We start from the raw sequence: 20,108 nt of genomic DNA on the forward strand, positions 1-20,108 counted from the left end.
TTTGCGTGCGCCGTATACCCTATTGCAGCAATGTTTAAGCGCAAGCCGCCTCGGCATGATCGAGCGGTTTTTCTCTGCTACTCCTTTTCTGTCCCACCATGAGCGTTTTGTTGTCCCACGGCGCCCCTTCGATGGAGTCCCTCCTGCCTGTGCCGGTCCTGATAGTGGAAGATGAGCCATTGATGCGCATCCGGCTGGAAAAGATCCTGCGCCAGCTCGGCTACGCTGCAGACAGCCTGGTTCTGGCCGGCTCGCTGACCGAGGCACGAGAACGACTGGCTCAGGACCCGATGGCACTGGCGCTGGTCGATCTGGGTCTGCCCGATGGCAACGGAGTGGACCTGATCGCCGAGATGCGAGCCGCCGACCCCATGATAGGCATCCTGGTCATCTCGGCCTGGAGTACGGACGATGCGATCCTGAACGCGCTGCGTGCAGGCGCTACCGGCTATGTGCTCAAGGAGCGCGACGACGTGGAGGTAAGCCTGTCCATTCGCAGCGTGCTGCGCGGGGGGCGCCGATCGATCCTTTCCTGGCTCGACGGATCATCGAGTTCCTTCAAATACCTGCCCAATCACCGGCAGCAAGCGAACCATCAGAGGCCCCACCCCTCACCAAGGAGTTGAGCCAGCGGGAGCAGCAAATCCTCGAATTGGTAGCTGAAGGCGCCACCAATCGCGAGATCGGCAAGAAGCTTTTTATTTCCTATCACACAGTGGATTGCCACATCAAGCGCATTTACCGCAAGCTGGCCGTCTCTTCGCGCGTGCGCGCCATCAGCACAGCACGCCGGCATGGCCTGATCTAATGCGCCGCTGGCGCACGTTCCTGACACCCTGGTTGATCCTGAAAGTTACAGCATGAGCCGGGAACGTACCATCCTTACATACCCTCACCGACCTTCCCTCAGCGCCGCAAGCACAGCGCCTTGCAGTTCGCGGGCCGAACGAAGCGGAAGGAGGGGCGGTGGTGGATCGTCAGATATCCATGAAGGGGCTCTTAGATACTGGGCGTACGTGAGCAGCATAAAGTGGCTGGCGGTTTTATCATCCTGCATCTGAGCGAGCAATACCCAGTCAGCAACCGGACGGCGCACTTTCGGGACGTGCCATCGTTTTGGGAAAAGTATGCTGCGTGGCCACAAAAGTTTTGTTCGTATGCGGCATTGGTTCGCGACCAGCATGACACGGCTGAGGGGATGGGTTTGACAGTCAATGCCTGCTGAACGAATAAGCGCGGCGACCGAGTCTTCGAGTTGATCACCGATTTGGCGCCCCTCCAACGCGCTCTTTATATGGCGCAAGCGCATGGCGTGTGGGTCACGTCCGGCGAGCTCTAGTGCCTTAGCCAAAGAGCCGAAGGCGTTGACATAGGTGTCTCTTGAGAAAAAACCCATGGCCTCGAGATCTCGTTCTGTGACGAATGGGTTCTCGGCCAATCTGGCGCGCAGCACCTCCAGCAATTGCTCCTTGTTCCGACGCAGTCTTCTACGCTGCAGAAGTTTGCTTTGCGCCTGGTCCCACAAATATTTCGGCACCAATCGATCGATAACGCCCTCTGCCTTGGTTTCCGGCCGTTTCTTCCTTTTGCGTCCGCCCAGGCGTTCCCGTCCCCAAAGGAAGTCTCCCGCGAACGCCTCACACCTGAGGAGGCTGTCTACCACTCTTACGGTGAGCAGCCTCCCGTCAGGCGCCCTCACTCCTTCTCGCAGAAGCGTCCTGGCCGTTTTGCTGATATTGCCCTCAGGCGCGCAATACAGTTCAAAGATGTGGTTTACAAGGTCAACCTCGCACTGAGGTCCTGGCTCCCAGACAATGCGTTCGTTTTGCATCGATTTCCGCTGGAGCCGCGCTAGCGGACGCCGGTTGCCCCATTGGTCAACCGCAACCTTGGCGATACCTATCCGGGGTATCGACCCCATCTGGAATCCCAACTGAATTGCCTGGTCTTGTCCCGCTCGCGTCTTGACGCCAAGCTCGCGGGCATACTCAGCCGCCATGGCCCTCTTAAGAGTTTTGAGCAAAGCCGTGAGGGGGTCGATGTCCGAGCCGAACGGCTCCTGAACATAGACCACACGAGCGCCGTTCATGCGGCAGGTGTACTCGTAGTATGCCGCTGCATCGATGTCCTGGAAACGACCCCAGCGGCTGACGTCATACACGAGCACGACGTCGAAGGGCCGAGGCATGCCCATGACATCCCGCAGGAGGCGCTTCATGCCGTCGCGGTGGGCGATGCTGAGGCCGCTTTTCGCCGCGTCCTCATAGACGCCCACAATCGAAAGTCCATTTTTGGAAGCATAGGCGCGGATGGCCTCAAGCTGTGTGCTGAGAGAAAGCTCTTGCCTGTCGCTGGACATCCGCAGATACGCGGCCGCTCGCACATCAGGCTGCGAGGTATTGAACGTCATCATGCAAAGCCTCCGACAAATGTAAAGCTCCATGAGTTTATTTTCAATCGCGCGAGGGCCTGGGCTCTGAGCGTGATCGGCCAGCCGATCGCCGACGCGATTCTCCAGCCATTGGGCGACAGCTTTCTGGCATTGACGAGCGCGCAGAAGGTGCTTTTCTAGGGACTGCAGGGAGCAACCTCGTTCGACACCTAGCGACGGGACTGGCCGATCGGTAGAGGGGGCATTGCGGCTTGGCTATGCAACTGTGCTTTGAGTTTTAGCCAGCTCGCGCTGGACGGTCGGTTTGCAGCGGTTGCGGCCGCTGACAGCAGAAGGGAAAGCGAACGGTCTGGTCCAGTTTGCGGTCACCGAGGCCTTCGTAGCACGCCTGGTGCGAACGACCGGATTGGAGTGGCTTGCAGCCATTCCAGTCGATGCTGCACGGACGGTTCAAGACCTCGGCGGTTCAACGACTGCTGCCAAATGAGGTGAGAAGAACTAACTGTTCACCATTATCCGGAAGTGGTGTTAATGTTAGGCATGAGACATGCAGCGAACAAAAGACTTGCTGCGATTGTCGCCATGTAGCGCCTCGTGTCTCGGGGCCCTAGATCATTGACCCAGAAACGGCTCGAATGGCCCGCAGTAGCTCGGCTATTCGGAAAGCAGCCCGACCCCGCACATAGAGACCAAGCTCTAGCGAGTGCTCGAAAGACCACTGGTTCATATTTGAAGAGCCCACATAGGCCGTGTCGTCATCTCCCAGAACCGTCTTCGCGTGGAACGTCTCGTTTCCCGGCAAACCGGGTCGGTCCAGTCGAAAGTTGACAACATCCACCCCGAGGGCGACCAATTGTGCGTCAACCTTCTCCAACCCTTCGGGTGGCAGTCCCTCCTTCGTGGCACGGAGAATCAGACACCTGTCGGCGGCGGCCGTGTTCTCAAACAAGTTCAGGACGACCTCGGCGCCGACGTCGTCAAAAAAGGGCGTCATCACGATGAGCGACCGCTGAGCGCTACCTGCTATGGCTGGCAGCAGCTGCTTAGTGTCGCGAAAGCCCCAGCCGCCGGACAGCATGCTTTCGAGCTTGCGAGACACCTGGCTGGGCGCCGGCGGCTTGGTGAGCACCACATCCACCAGATCCGTGTCCTGATGCACCCGAGTTCGGTACAGGCGCGCGCCTTCGAGGAGCGGCGCCAGTTGGCTGGCCAAAGTGCTGTCGCATGACCGCCAGCTAAGGGGACCCATCTGTCCAAAGAGACCAAGCTGCAGTCCAACCGACAGTGCGCGCTCGATGTCCCCTGCTCGGGCGCGCGGCAACCCCGCGCGGGTGCAGATGGTGTGCACGTCCGAAGGCAGGTCCAACCGTCCTTGGGCTGCCGCCGCGCAAAGCGGGGCACTCACCTCCGCATGAGGCGCCAATGCATCGAACGCATGCAACAGGCTAGAGCTCATCGTCCTCGTTGACCACTTCAAGAAAGCCACGGATGCGTTGGCCCCTATGTGTCGCGTCTTCCCGAGGCGGTGGACCACCCTTCAGTACCGCTCGCGACAAGAGTTGGTTCTGAGCGACGCACGATGTCTCCGGAATCATGATGCAGTCCGGGCAGGCACCGCCGGCAGTGTCGCAGAGGCGACCAGAGTTGCAGCGGTGCGTTGACGGTTCCAAGAGCCGGGCCAGGAACCGGTTGTTTTCATTTCGCCAGAGCGCCGAAAGGTTGCCCAGGTCCATCGTCGTTCCGTTGCGATATACGACAAAAGCCAGGTCCAACGGGAAGATGTACTCGCCCATCGAGCCCAAGTCGAGACCGGACAGCTCAGCGATGCTCTTCATGAGCACGTGCGCGTACGTATGCAGCAGGGTGTAGACGTACCGGTAAGTGGCCGCGTCCCCTTCCTTCAGCAACGAGAAGTAGCGCCCAAACGGTTGAGCCACTTCAAGCAGACGGCCTCCGAGCTTGACGGTGCTGTCCTTGTTCCAGTCCGGCAGGTCGCCCACTGCGACGGCTTGCAGCCAGGCGTACACGGCCTCCGGGTCCAGCCTGACATAGACCGCCTCGTTGGCCTGCGTGACCACGTAGATGGGGCGTTTGCTATTGCGCAGGGAATCGAACAGGCGTAGACGAACCGGGACGTTCTGGCCACGCTTTTCCAAGATGGGCGTCGCCGAGACCCGCGTGTAGCCGTGCGTGAAGCGGCAAAGGTCAAACTCCCGAATCAGACCGAGGTCTGCGAAGCCAAGCTTCTTCATGAGCCGCGCGGTTTCAGCCTCCTGCGCAGCCTTGACGGGCACGTCTTTGGGGGCAAGGTCGTTGTCTAGGTGGTTGAACCTAACGAACTTCGCCCGACCTCCGTCAGGTGGCGCTGAGAGCTTTCCTCGATTCAGGGCCTCATGCTCCACTGCCAGAACGAAAGGGTCGAATCGACTCGTGTATTCGCTACGAATCGCCATCTGGGCCGTGATGACGGGAGGGAGCTCAACCCGCGGGCGTACAAGAGGCGGGTCACTTGTCGTCCAGCGCGTGACCAGCTTCTTCAACTCGTCTTCCATCAACGCCAGCGCCGCCGCGTCGTTCATGCCCTTCGCGAGGTCGCGCATCTTCGACAGGTTCTCGTAGGTCTCCCATTCACTTGCCTTTCCGGCAGCCTGAAGCGAGTTCTTCATCTCGTCGGAAGTGAGCCTCCCGCTTGTGAACCGGAACTGGGCGCCGATGAACTCGGCGAGTTCGAGCTGTCGCTGTGGTTCCAGCAAAGTCAGCAGCTGATGCTCGGACTCTGGGAACAGGACGAACTGGTCGGCCTGCGCGTAGTACGCCGAAGACGCCCGATACGAGATGGGCTCCATCCGTCGCTCGCCGACTCGCTTGTCCATGCCGGGGCGATCCCGAAATACGCCTGTCGTGAACGGGTCGTTCTGTCGCCACTCATCGGACCCTTTGTGGCCACAGGTCGGGTTGGCGCAGTAGAAGTGCCACTTACCAATTCGCGGTGAGTCCGTGTTCAGCTTGAAGGACTTGCCGCCGCAAACGGTGCACTCTTCGCCATGCAGCCGTGCGGCTCCCGTGCGGGTGTTCCACTCCCATCGTCCCGGAGTGACCGGCATCCACTCGCCGGACCAATGAACGAACACGACGTCAACCTGGCGCCATTGGCACGGTCCCTTGGCCTCGGGTGCTGTGCACCTGGTCCTCCTCATGCCCAGAAGATTCTTCGAGAGGTCGTGAGCAGAATCAAATCGCCTGAACAGTCGGCACTTGTTGCAAACGAACGTGAGCGGCGCCGGGGCGTAACCCATCCTCAATGGACTCAGAAAAGAGATGCGGTCACCGGCCAGAGGCACCACGGAGGCGCCTTTCAGGAGGGCCTCGTCGAGACACTGTTCGGGGTCAATGGGCCGAGTGGTGGAGCCGACTGAGTAGGCGCGCGAGAACCATGTCTGCCAGATTTCCTGCAGGCGCAGAATGATTTGCGCCTTCGTCGGCGCGGAAATGGGTGCGTCGTCAATCGATGCCGACAGGTCTGGGATGGAGATACAAGCGCCCAGGCCGCCTTCAAAGGTAAAGAATGCACCTGGCGCGTACGCCGACCCAAGTTGGCCGCGAGACCGCGTCATGGTTGGCGCGCTCAGTGTCTTTTCGTCCTCGTCCGAACCGAGAAATGCTAGTGCTGTTGCCACGTCAGTCTCCAGTCTGAGCGTTGTCAGCGCCCCCGTTATCAGCCACGCCGTTCCGCACCAGGTCCATCACCAGTTGGACCTCGGGGAGGGTTTGCCGGTGCCCGGTCGCGTCCCGTAGCGATGCTTGAATGACGCCGCCTTGGTCAACGTCCCGAAGCGATGTCATGGGCTTGAGCATCGGGTCCGTCTGCCCCTTGAAGAAGCCATCCATGGTGCCGCTGCCCCAAACGGGGCTGCTCCAGGTATCGACAATCAAGTTGCGTGTTCGCTGGTCAATGCGGCGCCGATAGTGTTCTTCACCCTCTGGCGAGAAGCCGTCTCGTAGCCCCACCGCCAGTTCGACGAACTTGTCGATGTCATCAAGGAATGCGTCGCCTCGAGCCTTGAACTCGGCGCGGACATTGGGGATAAAGCTGAAATCAGGCGTCTTGCCCTTCTCGTCCTCGGGCAAGCGCAATAGCTCCCGGCTCGGAACGACGCCCAACAAGTAGGCCTGGAAAAGGCTCGGGAACACACGCTCGATGGCCTTCTCGGCCCATCGGTCGATGGCAGCCGGCTGGACCATGCGCTCAAGGAAGCGGTGGAAGATGTCGTAGACATGGACGATGTGTCGGTCACGCCGGCGTTGCGGCGTTGGCACAAGCACTACAAAACCGATGTGAGTCCGCCCGACCCGCGAAGACGCTTGGATGTATTCGGCAATGTCCGAGGGCATGCCTGCGAAGAACATCGAGTTGAACTCATCAACGTCGACGCCGTGAGAGATGGCGGACGTCGCGATAACTGACCGCATCTGCTCTCGGATAGGTGGAAGGGGCTGGCCAGGGTTCACGCGCTTTTGCGCGGTATCGACGACGCCCTGAATCTCGCCTTGCTCGACCGAGCCTGTGATGAGGCGCGTATCGATGCCCTCCAAAGGAATGCCTTCATTCAGATGCCGCTTGCGCGTCTCCTCCGCCTCCGCGGCCATGATTTGGTCGCCACCCTTCTTGTTGGTCACGTAGGTCAACGCAATGCGGTGTAGGTCAACCAGCGTTGCCAATTCCGAAGCGCTGGCGATGCCTAGGGCCTGTCGATGTAAACCTTGGAGCGGGCCGGCAGAGATGTGACCAATCAGCTGATCCCTTGCCTCGTGCAGCCCTGGGTCCCCGCCCGCGGTTAGGAGGTCGAAAAGACGGGTCACAGTGAGGTGGAATCCGGACAAGACTGAGACGCTTGTTGACGTGTGTGGCTTCCCGTTGGTCATGAACGCCGTGTAGACGCGCGCTTGACGGCTTGCAACCTCCACATCTGAATTTGCGCGCCGCTCCGTCTCCTCCGGCGCAGCTTCAGACGGCTTCGCGTAGAACGACTCATAGAGGGACGGACCAGGCTCAGGGAATTGGGTCGCCGGGATGGACCGCTGATACAGGTGTTCAAGCTGCCGTTCTGGGGCGGAGACTGTCGCGGAAGCCGCAATCACCTTCGCGCGTCGGCGCTTGCCTTGCGTGTCCACTGCCACGAGGCCCGTCAGTGACCTGGCAAGGTGAGCGAATATGGCGTCCAGCGTCGATTCGAAAAGACCTGCGAACGTCCCCAGCGACTCATCGAGCAGGTGCGCTTCGTCCTGGATGATGAGGCTGGGGAACGGGTCGTAAAAGAGCCTTTTCCCGCCCTTGTAGCCGGGAAAGACGCCGACCATGCCCTTTGCGGTGGGGCCTGCTGCGAGTTCCTTGTTCTCTGGAATGTAGAGGCGCCCCGATGCTGGGCTGTACCAAGGGGCAGCACCGAACATGCCGTAGATGCGGCGAATGGTTCGGCCCGAGTGTCCAATGAGTGCCAGCTTGTCGACGGTGCCCAGAAGCACTGACGGCGCCAGGTCGTAGATGTCCTCATCAACGATGTAGAAAGGCAAAGGCTTCCAGGTGCCGCCATTCGAGTCGCACTTGATGTCCGTGCAGACGTGGCCCAGCGTCTGGTCGCCGTGCTCCGAGAAGAGCCGCAGCGCAGTCTCGCTTCCGCAGAAGGGGCACTTGGGCAATTTCCGCCATGCTCGCATCGCTGCGGAGTACTTGGAGTCGTTCGACCTGAGCGTCTCCTCGTTGGCCGGGGTTGGCGGCGCAACACTTGCCAGCGGTATGCTCTTGACGCCCTTTGTGCTGTGCCGGTTCGGCGAGCCTCCGCTGCCGACCCAGAAACCAATGGAGAGCGGCTCTCCGCTGTAGCCGTGACTTCGCCGCACACGCTCGCCGTGTGCGAGGACACGGGCGCAGCGTTGAGCCTGCTGAATGGTGAGCAGACGAAGTGGGTATCGAATCAACGACGTCACGCCTCGATGCTTGCCACGCAGCCGGTCAAGCATGAGATTGAACAGGAGCAAGCCGAAGAATGCCTCGGACTTGCCCCCACCGGTTGCGAAGTACAGCAGCGTGACGGCGTCGTCGCGCTTTTCGTCGAAGAGGTGAGCGAACTCCGGTATACGTGAGGCCAAGGCTGGAATATTCGCAACGACGAACGCCAGTTGGAACAGGCGCCACTTGTTGTCATCACGTTTGAACCGAGCCTTCATGAAGTCGGCCATGGCTTCGTTCATGGCCAGCCACGCCTCAAAGACGACAGCCTTCTTGTCCGTCTGAGCCCCGCGGGCCTTCCATGCAGCTCTGGACTCCTGCAGGCACTTAAGACCGGCGTCGACCGAATTCAGCTCCGACCGCCACTTCAAGAGGTCGGCCTTGAAAGCTTCGGCCTCGCGGGCTGCTCCGGCAGTGTCAGATGGATCCAGGCCCTCGGCTGTCTTGACCTGTGACGGGAGCTCCTTCAGCCATGCGTCCATCGCGGGAACCAGCGGCGCCAAGCCGTCCAGTCCGCTCGGCGCGGCCAGCGCTCGGACAAGACGTTGCACACCGTTGGCGCTCGTGGGCACGATTCGAGGCTGGATGTATCTTGGCGTCCACGTAGTCTGCAGGATCCGTACGTCTGCCTCGGACTGCACGCGCTCGACACCACAGTTGTGGCCCATAGCTGGGTAGGCCAAATACTTGTTGTAGCGGTAGGAGGGCTCGATACGCTCCAACTTCAAGGGTTGATGCAGTGCTGCTGGCAGCTCAAGCCGCAGCGAGGTTTGAAAAATGGATTCTTCGGTCTCGTCGGCGAACTGCCGAGGCATCTGGCTGACGTTCTCCAGCGCGATGAACAGAGTTCGCTTCGAAGGGTCCAGCCAGTCGGTGTGGAGTTCGAGGTCCCAGGAAAGCTTGATGTCCGGAATGGCGATGCGGAGGTCTGACTTGCGCACTCGGTCCAGGAACTCAGACCACTTGGTGTATTGGCTCGCTGGAATCTGCAGGTCGTGCCGGTAGCCCCATGCCTTGCCGCCAGTTTCGGGGTCGTCGCTCTTGACCCAGTCCTCCAGCCGCTTGAACACTGCCGCATTCATGTGTGCGGCATGGTCCGCAATGTCATGCTCGAGCTGGTCGGCGGACTTGACGGTGTCTAGTTCAAGGTCGGGCAGCACAACCTCGAGTCTGAGCCACTTGTGGGGCACGCTCAGCGGTTCAAAGTGCTCGTCCTTGATGGGCAACCCAGACGCAGCCGGAACAGCCACGCCCTCCTTGGTCAGCTCGTCGGCGCCGTCCTCAGCGGAGGCTGCTTCGGCTGGGGCGTCTTCCTCGACAGTCTCCTGCGGCAGGTCTGCCGTGAGTAGGCGATGTGGGATACCCCTCTCGGCATAGACTGCTTCGACGACCTTGTTCCTGGTCTCAGCCCACTGCGGGTGCTTCCACCGAGAGGTGTATTCGCCTTTAACCTTGTCCCAGGCCTCGTCTAGCCGTTTATCACGCTCGGCCTTCAGCTCCGCGACTACCGATTGGCGAAGCATGAAGACTGGCCGGCAGATGGGCCGCTTGAGGTCCTCTTCTTCTGGGAGTATGCGGACGTACATCGAGAAGCGCGGGGACACCTTGACCACGGAAGGCGTCCCGGCGTTGAGTTGCATTTGAATCCCATGCGACGAGATCCAGATAGGCGAAGTCACCTCGTCGTCGCCGGTCGGATTCTTCTGTGGGAGGATGAAGCCGGAGTTGAGCAGCGCTCGTGGTCGGGCGCCGAACAAGTATTGGCCGCTGGGCCCATTGCCGCTGAGCTTCGAGTAGGTGAGGTTCAGCAGGCCATCAACGACCGCCTCCTTCAGGGTCGAATGCACCAACACTGGGTCTGCGCGCAGTACAGGCTGGCTCATTGCTTCGTCTCCTTCAGAGGACTGGCGCTCTCAACTGTCACCACGTTAGAACGCGCCTTTTCGAACAGCGTCGCGAGTGTTTGCCTCTTGATGCTTGAGTTAGCCATCGCGGACTCGGGCTGCAGGAGCATGTAGGCGTAGATGTCGGAGACATGCCGCCCATCGAGACGCCGAGAATTACGCACGGCCATGATGACGCGCTGCCACTGGTAGGCTGCTTCAAGCGGAGAAAACTCCAGAACTTGGGCGAACGCCTTGAAGGTTGATTCGCGCAGCGGCGCCTGAGGCCTGAGCTGGTCGAATGGCGTGTTGGTGGAGTTCCCGAGGTCAATCCAGTGGCGCATGGCCTGCTCCTTCGCTAGGTCCGCTTCGAGGCGACCGTCAACGGTGAGGATGGCCTGCCGCATTGCTCGAACCTTATCCTGAACCGTACCTGTCGGGAATCGCTGCGCAAAGCGCTTTTGGACTTGCTCGTGGTAGCTGCGTAGAGCGGCCTCAAACGTCTTGTCCGTCTGAATAGGAAGCCCGGCATCCTGGAGCACCTGTTCAACCATCTCCCTGAGTTCTGCGGACATGACAAAGAGCTTGTCGCCAGGCTCCAGCGAGCGAGCCAAGCACGTCCGGAATCCGGCGTCTGATGCGTGATGGGACGCCGGGTCGTAGATGTAGACCTCGGACGTTTCCCGCCGACACTGCGTGACACCGTTTTCCAGTCGAATTGCCCACAAGTCCGGGTCTACTTCATGGTCGGTCGTCGAGATGTCCGAAGAAAGCTCGACGCGGAATGTGGGTAGAACGTAGTCACTCGTCGACAGGACCGAGGCGTCCTCGGGCAGGTCCTTCAGTTGGCGAAGGATGGACTCGATGCGAGGCTTGTAGGAGTGAAATTCTGGGAAGTTCTCGGCGATGGGCTTCAACGTTGCGCGCAAGAACTGGCCAGCGCGCTGCGTCAACAGCACAACAGAGTGTGACGGGACCCGGTCGTCCGTCAGGAGCAGGCGCAGGCAGTCTTCATTCAAGCCAGCGAAAACCAAGGTCGAGCTGTCAAGCCCTAGGAGATGCTCTTCAAGGTGCGCTGCCGACATGAAGTGAATGCGCTCCTGGAACGAGCTGAACGCGACGCCCCCTGGATACTGGTCGTAGCCTTGGAGAAATCGCTCGGCCAAGCGGCGATAGAGGGCGTTCGTAAACACCACTGCTACGCTCCGTCGCTCGCTCCCAGCGGCAGCGGCAACGAGCTCCGCGAGCTTATGTGCGAACGGCGTCGCCTTGCTGTAGTTCCCGAAGAGGTTTGATGCGCGAGACACGCAGTCCAACAGCGCGGAGCGGTCTTCGCCAACACCGACGGCCCGTTCGAAGTCGTTGACCGCCGCCATGTGCAGAGGCCAGTCGAAGGCCGCGCGAGTCCGATCGGACACGTCGGGGCCCGCCAAGTAATCGGACATGTGCATCACGCCGCATGGCAACGCAGCAATGCGCGATATGTAGCCCGCAGCCTCCATGAGAGCCCGAGCGTTCTCCCTGCCGCCGGGCGCATCCTGCGCGATGCGAACGAGCTTGTTTGCGACCTTGGCGACCGCAGAGTCCACGATGTGCACATCGAACTCGCGCGGCGAGGGGTGCGACGCCTCGGCTGCGCCTGGTGCAAGCAGGCCTTCCGCATCAACGGTGCTCGGAACCCCGCATATCTTGAACTCGTGCGACGTCTTCCAACGCTTGGCAGAGTCTCGCTTGTTGTTCTGTTCCCAGAGCTCATTCTTGAGCCTGTATGCAGCGTGGGGCTCATCCGTGACGATGACCACACCCGGTGGACGTTGCGGAAACGTCTCTTCCAGCATGAGGCAGAAGCGCGCCAAGCGGCCGCGCCAGCCTGTGGCTTCAAAACGGACAGCTCGGGTCGCCAAAACCATGACCACTTCAGGCGGCCCAACGCGTGCCATCTCACGGCAGGCCCTTCGCAGGTCGGCTTCGCTCATACGGCCGTCGAGAGCGAAAAGTGCGTCCGGTGCTGTGCTGGGCTGCCCGAAGGGCTCTGTGTTCTGTTGCAACGCCTTGGCACTGGTGCGGCGGAGTACCTTGGCACGAATGAGCGCGAGCAATCTCTCGTGGCAAGGTTGCCAGCCCCTGAAGTCACCGGGGGCAAAGAAGTGCGGCAGCAACTCGCCGATTGTCGGGTTGAGGGCGTCGCCTTCGAGCTTAGGCAAGCTGCGGTCAGTCAGCCAGAAGTGAAAGGCGTCCTTGGTCGGAAGCGATCTTGTGACCCTTGGGTTGGGGTTTACCTCTTCGAGGCTTCTGGCGATGCTCAGGACCGCCTTACGCTCAAAATGTATGTGGTTCAGTGGATGGAAAGCGTTCGACTTGACGGGGAACAAAAGGCCGCGGACGCCCAGTTTGTCGCCTTCATACCAGCGGGCCAATGTGGCCAGCGCATGCACCACCGTCAGCGTCTTGAGGGTCGCGGGCCACACCATGGCGATGTGGCGGGTTCGGTGCTGCGCGGCATGCAGATAGAGGTCGGCCAGTGCAATCAGGGCTGACGATGGGGCGCTTGGTTCAGCGCTGTCATCACGAAACAACGGGATAAGCGCTTGTTGCACACGTGCCGCTACGGCCGGTGGTTCGCTCGTCGGCTTTGCCACTCCCTGAGTCAGCGGCTTGGGTGCAGTCGTCGCTGAGGACGCAGCGACCGTTGCGTGGTGTCGCGCAGCGATTTGTTTGGCGCGATCAGTTTGGCGTTGGAGCGATTTCGCCCGGTCCGCTTGACGGTCGGCAAGTGACTTGAACAGTGGCACTAGGAAGCTTCCTAATTCTTGGCTGGTTTGGCTACTCCTGAAAGGTCAAGCCCATATGAGCGGTTCACCGCTTGTTCCATAGAGCTCCCTTGACTGCGGTACTTCTTCAGCGTCGCTGGGTCAGGCAACGCGAGCTGAGAGAGTTCGAAAGAGGAGACGTTGGTCGCCCCAGAGATGCATCGATAGATTCGGTCGACTGCGTGCGTACCAAGCAAATCAGCAAGGTCGTTTGGTTGTAGCTCGGGGAGATCAACGGATGGCTCGAGAATGACGATATGGTTCTCCCCGACGAAACCACCGTAGACTAGGAAGATGGGTAGCGGGACAGATGCCACGACGAGCCGTCGCGGTTGGTCGTTCGAAGTTACGCGCTGCATGACGACACAGCACTGACGTACGACCGCAGGGTGCAGCTTGTCTCCCAAGTCAACAAAGTGGTGACCGTCCGCCTTGCGCTCTGGGTCAAAGGTCAGATAGCCGTCCGGGGAAATGTCGCGCGACCAGAGAAGTGGAACCGCCGTCTTCGTCTTGGCCTTGAGCACGTCCCGCAACGTTTCGTACTTGGGGCGCTTGTCGCGGTTCCAAACGTATGCACCGATGCGAATCTTGTAACCGTAGTCTTTGAGCCGGAACTTGCTAGTCGCAGCTCTCTTCAAGAGCTCGACATCGGCCACAGCTCGAGGTATCGGCCACACTGAGCCGCCATTGGGCAGAACAGATGTTCCGACCGGGGTGTACTCGCCTTCTACTGAAACAACTGAGACTTTGGCCTGCGCCACGGTCCTGCTGTCTGGCACTCGGCGACGCAGCACGGTCAGTGCTGTCTCTTGCTCCACGTCGATGAAGACGCCCTTGCGCTCGCTGACCATGCCGATGTGCTCGACATCTGTATTGCGGATGAGAAAGCGGCGCAGGCCGCTGAAGTACTGGCCGGACAGGAAACTGGTCGGGGTGACGAGCGCGACCACGCCACCCGGGCGGACCAGCCGCACGCAATGGAAGATGAAGATGCTGTAGAGGTTCGGCTGAGCTTCGATGACCTGCGCGAACACAGGGTCGAGCAATGCGACTTCCTCGGCCGCGAGCTTACGGTAGGGCGGGTTGCAGACGACAACGTCTCGGCGCCCTAGCTTACCGCGCTGGATTTGCAACGAGTCGGCCGCCTCGATGGCGAACGTTGGGACGTAGCCGGAATCTTCGATGTCCTTGTGCAGCGCCATGTATAGGAACTGGCAAGACAGCTTGCACAGGGTTGCGTCCTTCTCTGTCCCAAACAGGTGCCGCTCGATGTGCTTTAGCCTCGCGCTGGATGAGAGTCCCCGAGCCTCTAGCTCTTCTCTCATCCGGAAGGCGATGGGCGCCAGAAACGCTGCGCCGCCGCAGGCCGGGTCCAAGAAGCTGTGCTTGCCGAAATCGACCCCCTGCGCGGCCAGGTCGTCGAGAAGCCCCCGCGTCAGCGACGCTGGCGTGAAGAACATCGCCAACTTCTTGCGGTGGGTCTCGTCGGTAAGCATCGCGTAGGCCGAGCTCAGCCAGTAGGAGGCCTCGAGGAAGCCCATCTCCTGGAGCAGCCCCACGAAGTTCTTGAGCTGGGGAGTTGCTGCGAGCTCACTGGATGACGGCAGCTTCGGCACCGGCGCGAACTTGAACTGCTGCTTGCACCACAACCGAAGGGCCGTGCCGGCAACGGTCGTGGCGTTGCAGTTGAGTTCGCTCGCGGCTGCGCCGAGAAGCCGAATTTGGCGCAGCAGCGCCAGGCGAGAAGGCTGGCTCACGCCTGGGTTCCTCGCAGGCAAACCCAGCAGCGATGTCTGCAGTCTGATGTGTGACGGGCGCGGCGCAAGCGTTGACTCCTCCCAGTTCTTTCGGCGATCTAGTGCCCACGTCGAGGCGAGACCAGCATATCGCAGATTGATGTATGAATCGCCCCGGGTTTGAACTGATCCCCAGAAGTTGGACGGTCGCGATCCCGCCAATCAGGCGGTGTTTCTCAGCCGGTACTCCACCGGGCTGAGCCCTTGCAATCCGAGCTTGATGCGCTCGTGATTGTAGTAACGGATGTAATCGTGCACGCCTGCTTCGAGTGCTGCGATGCCGTCATGCTTCTCAAGATAGTAGTACTCGGCCTTGAGGGTGCTGAAGAAGCTCTCGATCACAGCATTGTCAAAGCAGTTCCCTCTGCGACTCATGCTTTGTCTGACGCCATGATGCTTAAGCATCGCTTGGTACGGCTGCATCTTGTAGTGCCAGCCTTGGTCCGAATGAACAATCAATTCAGAGGCACATGCTGACCGCCCCAGGGCTTCCCGAAGCGTGTCAGACACCAGGTCGAACACAGGCCGCCTGGCCATGCGGTGCGCGATGATCTCTTGACCTCCATATCGCTCTGCTGTTCGTTGCGCAGGATCGCTTGGCATTGGTAGTAGAACGTGCTGCGGGCAAGGCCTGTTACCTGCAACAGGTCCGCCAGCTTGTGGTGACGCCTCAACCCGGTAATCAGACGCGCTTTGTCGGCGCAACTGATCTCTTCGCCCGGATCAAGGCTTGCAATTTTTTTAGGTACGCTACCTCCGCGCGCAGTCGCGCGTTCTCTTCACGCAGGGTCTGCGCCGAATCTGTCATGACCGGACCTGGCGGCGCTGGGCAGCGTTGTTCTGGCTTCATATTGGGGCGTCCGTGGTTCCCGCTTCCAAGAGCCTCCACGCCGCCTTCATCGAGTTTGCGTCGCCAGACCACCACCTGGTTTGGATTGCGAATGTCGTAGACCGCCGCCACTTGGCGGCTTGAAAGCTGTTCGCGGTCCTGATGGGACAGCACCTGCAGCTTGAACTGCGCACTGTACGCGCTGCGTTTAGGACGCAGCCCGTCGATGCCGTGCAGGCGGTAGTGGCTCACCCAAGTGCGGACCTTCTCCTCGGGCAACGACCACCGCCGCGCCAGCAGCTTCGCCCCACCGTCGCCAGCCAGAAAGCTCTTGACGACTTCCAGCTTGAACTCTGTTTGATACTTCTTCATGGAACCCCTTGAAGTTCGTCCAACTTCTGGGGGTCAGTTCAAACCCGGGGCGATTCAAAAACTCGCTGGAACGCTTTGTTGAGCTCGCTTGCCTCAGTTTGTGGCGCTCAAGATACGCAAGTCCATTGAGCCGAGCATGATAGAGAGGCCGTCGTCGCGGGGCAAAACTCTGCACTAATGGCTACACAGTGGCTACACGCATCCCAGAAACAAAAAAGCCCAGCGGGTTAGGCTGGGCTAAGTTGTTGTTTTTATTGGTGGCGCTTCACGGACTCGAACCGCGGACCTGTGGATTATGATTCCATCGCTCTAACCGACTGAGCTAAAGCGCCGAGCCTTGAATTATAGCGTGCAAAAAAGGAGTTACGCAAACTGCCTTCAAAAACATGTCTCGGGGAGGCTCGAAGCGCGGCACGCGGTTCCTCATGAGGTGGGGAGTTTGGCCAATTCTTCGCGTACCAGGCGCACGATCAAGCGGTCGAGCGAGTCCACCGAATAGTTGCTCACGTCATGCGAGGTTTCGCGGCCTGGCCCGCTGCTCGGCCGGCTGGCGTCGGCGTAGGTAAGAAAGACGAAGCGTCCGCCGGTGTATTGCGCGATCTGGCGCTGAATGTACTCACCCTGGCGGTCCAGCCCGCTGGCGCCCACGCTGAACACCTTGATGCCTTTGCCCAGGGCCGCGAGCATGTCGTTGTCGTACTGCGGGCCGCCGTAGTCCAGATGCGGCGGCGCATCCGCCAGCAGGACCACCAGGCGTGTGGTGCCGTCGCCACGCCAACTGAGCTGGTGCACGGTTTCGTGCAGGGCTTCATTCATGGCTTCCGGGGTGTCGCCGCCACCGTCGGCATGCAAGGCATTGAGCACACGCTGGAAGGCGTTCAGATCGTTCGTGAAATCATGCCTGCGCAGGAGGAAGGCATCGCCCTTATCCCGGTAAGCCACCATGCCGAAACAAAGATCCGGCTGGCTGGGCAGACGCGAGACCTGGTTGGCAATATCGGCCAGGCTGGCCTTGAGTTTTCCGATTTCGTCAGCCATGGAGCCAGTAGCGTCTATCAGGAACACCAGATCGAGCTGGGCGCGCGCCGGCAGGGGAGCAGACGAGAGGGTGACTTCTACGGCGCTTTTCTGGCCCCGGTGCAGGAAGCCCCGTGCTTGCCGGCCGCCCTGGCGCACGGAGATCTCGTAGACCGATGCGTGCGCGGGGTCGAAGGCATTGGGGTGCAGCCACACGCGGCCGCCTGTGTCAGTGCGTGCCCACATCGCGGCTCCTTGGGGCGCGCGCACGGCGACCTCGGCATCGGGAACAGGCCGGCCCGAGCGGTCCTTCACCAGCAGCTGATAGCGCTCGCTCACGTCGCGTTCGCGGTGCTCGACCTGAGTGCGGTCGCGGAAGGCCAGGTAGCCGGTGAAATCGGCGTTGTCGTCCACCATGCCGGCGGTGACGGGCGCTGGGCGGCGGGGAAGGATCTGAGGTGCCGGCGCATCTGCTGAGGCACCGGCCGCGGGGCTGGCGCGGTCCTCGGCAGCGGCGTTGCGCGTCGATTCCTCGCGCATGGGGGATGCCGATTTGGCTACAGGTGCAGCCGGGGCAGGGAGGGCCTCCAGGCGAGCGCCCGGTGCGTATGTTCGCCGTTCCTTCCGGGCGCTGGCCTCGTATTCCTGCCGCTGGCGAGGATCCCGGCCTGGTATTTCCCGGGTTTGGATGGGGCGGCGGCAGCTGGAGGCGCTGGGGGCCTGGAAGTCTGGGGCGGTGAGCGCCGATGGCACGGGCAAGTTGCTCGGCGGCTGTTGCGGCTGGGGACGTGGCTCGGGCCAGATGGCCGGCTCGGTCATCGGACTCAGCGCCTGGGCTGTGCAGGCGGTCAGCAGCACGTAGGAACAGGCCAGCATGGCAAAGCGGCGATGGGCAAGGGGGCGCGGCATGAAGTTCTCCAGGGTTGTGGTGCAGACTGACACGGGCGAGCGCCGCGGATGGGGTTAACGGGTTCAAAATATTTTTTTGAGACATCTCAACCCCACCCAACTCTTTCGCGCGTGCAAGCTGGTGTGAGAATCCCCCTATGCCCCCTGATCGTGCTGCCCAAGGTCTGACGGACGACGAGTTGATGCTGGCCTATGCTCGCGGCGATGCCGACGCTTTTGACGTGCTGTATGGGCGCCATGAAGGCGCTCTGCTGCGCTTCGTGCGCCGGTTGCTGGGCCATGGGCTTTCGGCACAGGCCGATGAAGTGTTTCAGGACACCTGGATGCGCATCATCGCGGCGCGGGAGAACTATTCGGCGCGAGGCGATGCGAGTTGGCGCACGTGGGCGTTCACTATTGCCCATCATGCAGCGATGGATCGGCTGCGTGTGAGTGGACGCGAGAGGCCGCTGGAGTTAGGGGATGATGCTGACGACCCGATGGAGTGGGTGCAGGCGGCTGTGGATTTGAGCCATCCTTCCAGCGAAGATGTGGCGTTCTGGCGGGCGGCTGGGCAGCAATTGCTCGATTGTCTCGATGCCCTGCCAGTAGCTCAGCGTGCTGCCTTTCTGCTGCACCATGAAGACGGCGCATCGGTAGAAGATCTTGCGCACCGCCTGGCGCTGCCGTTTGAAACCGCCAAGAGCCGGTTGCGCTATGCGCTACAGAAGTTGCGTGGTTGCATGCAGGCCTATCTGGTGGTGCTGGAGGCTCGTGCATGAGCGCCGCCCGGCCGCCCGAAGGCGCTCGCTCCGGAGCCGGAGGCGAAGATAAACCGGTGAGCGGCGTTGATTCACAGAGCCCGTCCTCCGCGGACGAGCTCACGACGCTGCGGGATGCGCGCCTGACACGTGCGCTGGAACATGCGCCGGATGCGCATTTGCGCCCTGATCCTGCGGCGAGGGCGGCTGTGCTTGCGGCCGCGAGGAAAGCGGTGGGGCCGGTGGAGCCGGTTACTCCCGCGCCGGGTGGCTGGCGCGCTTGGTTGGGGCTGAATCGCGGCGGACGCCATCGGATGCCCTGGAATGCGGCCTTCGCCACTGTACTGGTCGCTGGATTTGTCACTTTGCTGTGGCGGGGCGAGCCGGTACCTGAGGCGCGCATGGACAGCATGGAGAGCGGACCAGCCACACAAGCCGATGTGCGGGCCGAGCCGCCTGCACCGGCTGCCTCAACGGCATCCAACATCGCAGAGAGTCCCTCTCATACGGCGGAGGTAGTGAAGCCTCCTGCGGAGGAGCTGCCTGAAGCTCGGCCCCCCGCTCCAGCGCCGACCCAGTCTGCGAAACCTGCACCTGCCTTGAAAAAGCCGGCGACGTCGCCTCCTGCACCTGTCCCGGCCATCGAGCGGGCACCAGAGCCAGCGCAGGGTGCGGCGCCTTCGTCAAAAGCGGTGGAGCGTGCGCCTCAGGCGATGGCCGACCGTGCAGAGGAGGCGGAAGACGCCCGAATGGCACAGAGCGCGCAGCGGGAGTCTTCGTCCGCAAGGAGGGAGCGCCATGCGGAGAGCGAGCGTGCCAGGCTGGCGCAACCACCAGGAGCGGGAGCTGCCGCGTCTGCGTTGCCTCCTCCTACCCCTGCGGCGGCACCTCAAGTCATGGCGCCACGTGCTCAGGCTGCTCCTTCTCCTTTGGCCAAGGAAAACTCTTCCAGGCCGGCTCCATCGGCTCTGCCGGCGGGCTGGACGCATTTGCGGCGCTTGCCGGACGGTATGGCGATGGACCGGACTCAGTTGGGGCCGCTGACTCGGGCTTTGGCGGCCTTGCGGGCGGATGGAACCCTGCCTAAGGGCGGGGTGTTGCAGCGCGTCGAGTTGCTGCGCGATGGGCTGCCCCTGGGCGTATTGACGCTCCACGCTGAAGGCTGGCGCTATCAGCCAGCAGATCCGGCTGAAGCTGAGCGTGCCGGGCCGCTGAATGCATCCGAGGCTGCGCGGCTTTCAGGGGAGTTGGCGCGCTTGGCCCCAGGGCGCTGAGAGCCAGCCTCCGTCTGGGACCGCCGAGCTCCAGCTCGGCACGCCTGCTTTCCTTATTTGCCGCACATGCCGAGCTGGA

General features: G+C 61.3%; 11 protein-coding genes, 1 tRNA gene and 1 pseudogene. 3 read left to right on the plus strand and 10 right to left on the minus strand.

The features are described 5' to 3' along the window. Nucleotides 1–131 precede the first annotated feature (131 nt). Nucleotides 132–808 (plus strand): annotated as a pseudogene (locus WJU18_RS07750) (response regulator). Nucleotides 809–892: 84 nt separating this feature from the next. On the opposite strand, the gene WJU18_RS07755 reads toward WJU18_RS07750, so the two are convergent. From WJU18_RS07755 to WJU18_RS07800, 10 genes are all read right to left on the minus strand, one after another. Next, nucleotides 893–2,413, minus strand: a complete 1,521-nt coding sequence (locus WJU18_RS07755; RefSeq protein ID WP_423459525.1) for a recombinase family protein — start codon at nt 2,411–2,413, stop codon at nt 893–895. A 586-nt stretch (nt 2,414–2,999) separates the two neighbouring features. Beyond that, nucleotides 3,000–3,848: a phospholipase D-like domain-containing protein gene (locus WJU18_RS07760; RefSeq protein WP_423459526.1), complete on the minus strand. Its 849-nt coding sequence runs from the start codon at nt 3,846–3,848 to the stop codon at nt 3,000–3,002. Then, nucleotides 3,838–6,069 carry a hypothetical protein gene (locus tag WJU18_RS07765; protein ID WP_423459527.1) on the minus strand — a complete coding sequence of 744 codons (2,232 nt, stop codon included), beginning with the start codon at nt 6,067–6,069 and terminating at the stop codon, nt 3,838–3,840. Before WJU18_RS07765 ends, WJU18_RS07760 begins: the two co-directional genes overlap by 11 nt. Nucleotide 6,070: 1 nt before the next feature. Continuing rightward, on the minus strand, nt 6,071–10,282 hold the full coding sequence (locus WJU18_RS07770) for a DEAD/DEAH box helicase family protein (RefSeq protein WP_423459528.1): 4,212 nt from the start codon (nt 10,280–10,282) through the stop codon (nt 6,071–6,073). After that, nucleotides 10,279–13,074 carry a hypothetical protein gene (locus tag WJU18_RS07775; RefSeq protein ID WP_423459529.1) on the minus strand — a complete coding sequence of 932 codons (2,796 nt, stop codon included), beginning with the start codon at nt 13,072–13,074 and terminating at the stop codon, nt 10,279–10,281. The genes WJU18_RS07770 and WJU18_RS07775 overlap by 4 nt, the downstream gene beginning before the upstream one ends. Before the next feature lie 11 nt (nt 13,075–13,085). Next, entirely contained in the window at nt 13,086–14,849 is a 1,764-nt protein-coding gene (locus WJU18_RS07780; protein WP_423459530.1) for an HsdM family class I SAM-dependent methyltransferase, read from the minus strand. A 201-nt stretch (nt 14,850–15,050) separates the two neighbouring features. After that, the gene (locus WJU18_RS07785) at nt 15,051–15,491 is read right to left on the minus strand and encodes an IS3 family transposase (protein WP_423459531.1); all 441 of its coding nucleotides are present in this window, start codon (nt 15,489–15,491) and stop codon (nt 15,051–15,053) included. 79 nt (nt 15,492–15,570) lie between these two features. Continuing rightward, on the minus strand, nt 15,571–16,089 hold the full coding sequence (locus tag WJU18_RS07790; RefSeq protein ID WP_423459532.1) for a helix-turn-helix domain-containing protein: 519 nt from the start codon (nt 16,087–16,089) through the stop codon (nt 15,571–15,573). A 255-nt stretch (nt 16,090–16,344) separates the two neighbouring features. After that, a tRNA-Met gene (locus WJU18_RS07795) sits at nt 16,345–16,421 on the minus strand. Between the two features lie 91 nt (nt 16,422–16,512). Continuing rightward, the gene (locus tag WJU18_RS07800; protein ID WP_423459533.1) at nt 16,513–18,015 is read right to left on the minus strand and encodes a vWA domain-containing protein; all 1,503 of its coding nucleotides are present in this window, start codon (nt 18,013–18,015) and stop codon (nt 16,513–16,515) included. Between the two features lie 137 nt (nt 18,016–18,152). Between WJU18_RS07800 and WJU18_RS07805 the strand changes: the two genes are divergently transcribed. Together WJU18_RS07805 and WJU18_RS07810 are read left to right on the plus strand one after the other, a co-directional pair. After that, nucleotides 18,153–18,776: a sigma-70 family RNA polymerase sigma factor gene (locus WJU18_RS07805; RefSeq protein WP_423459534.1), complete on the plus strand. Its 624-nt coding sequence runs from the start codon at nt 18,153–18,155 to the stop codon at nt 18,774–18,776. Continuing rightward, on the plus strand, nt 18,773–20,029 hold the full coding sequence (locus tag WJU18_RS07810) for a hypothetical protein (protein ID WP_423459535.1): 1,257 nt from the start codon (nt 18,773–18,775) through the stop codon (nt 20,027–20,029). Before WJU18_RS07805 ends, WJU18_RS07810 begins: the two co-directional genes overlap by 4 nt. Nucleotides 20,030–20,108: the final 79 nt, after the last annotated feature.

This window comes from Ottowia sp. VDI28 (genome assembly GCF_049532675.1).
Lineage (GTDB): Bacteria > Pseudomonadota > Gammaproteobacteria > Burkholderiales > Burkholderiaceae_C > Ottowia.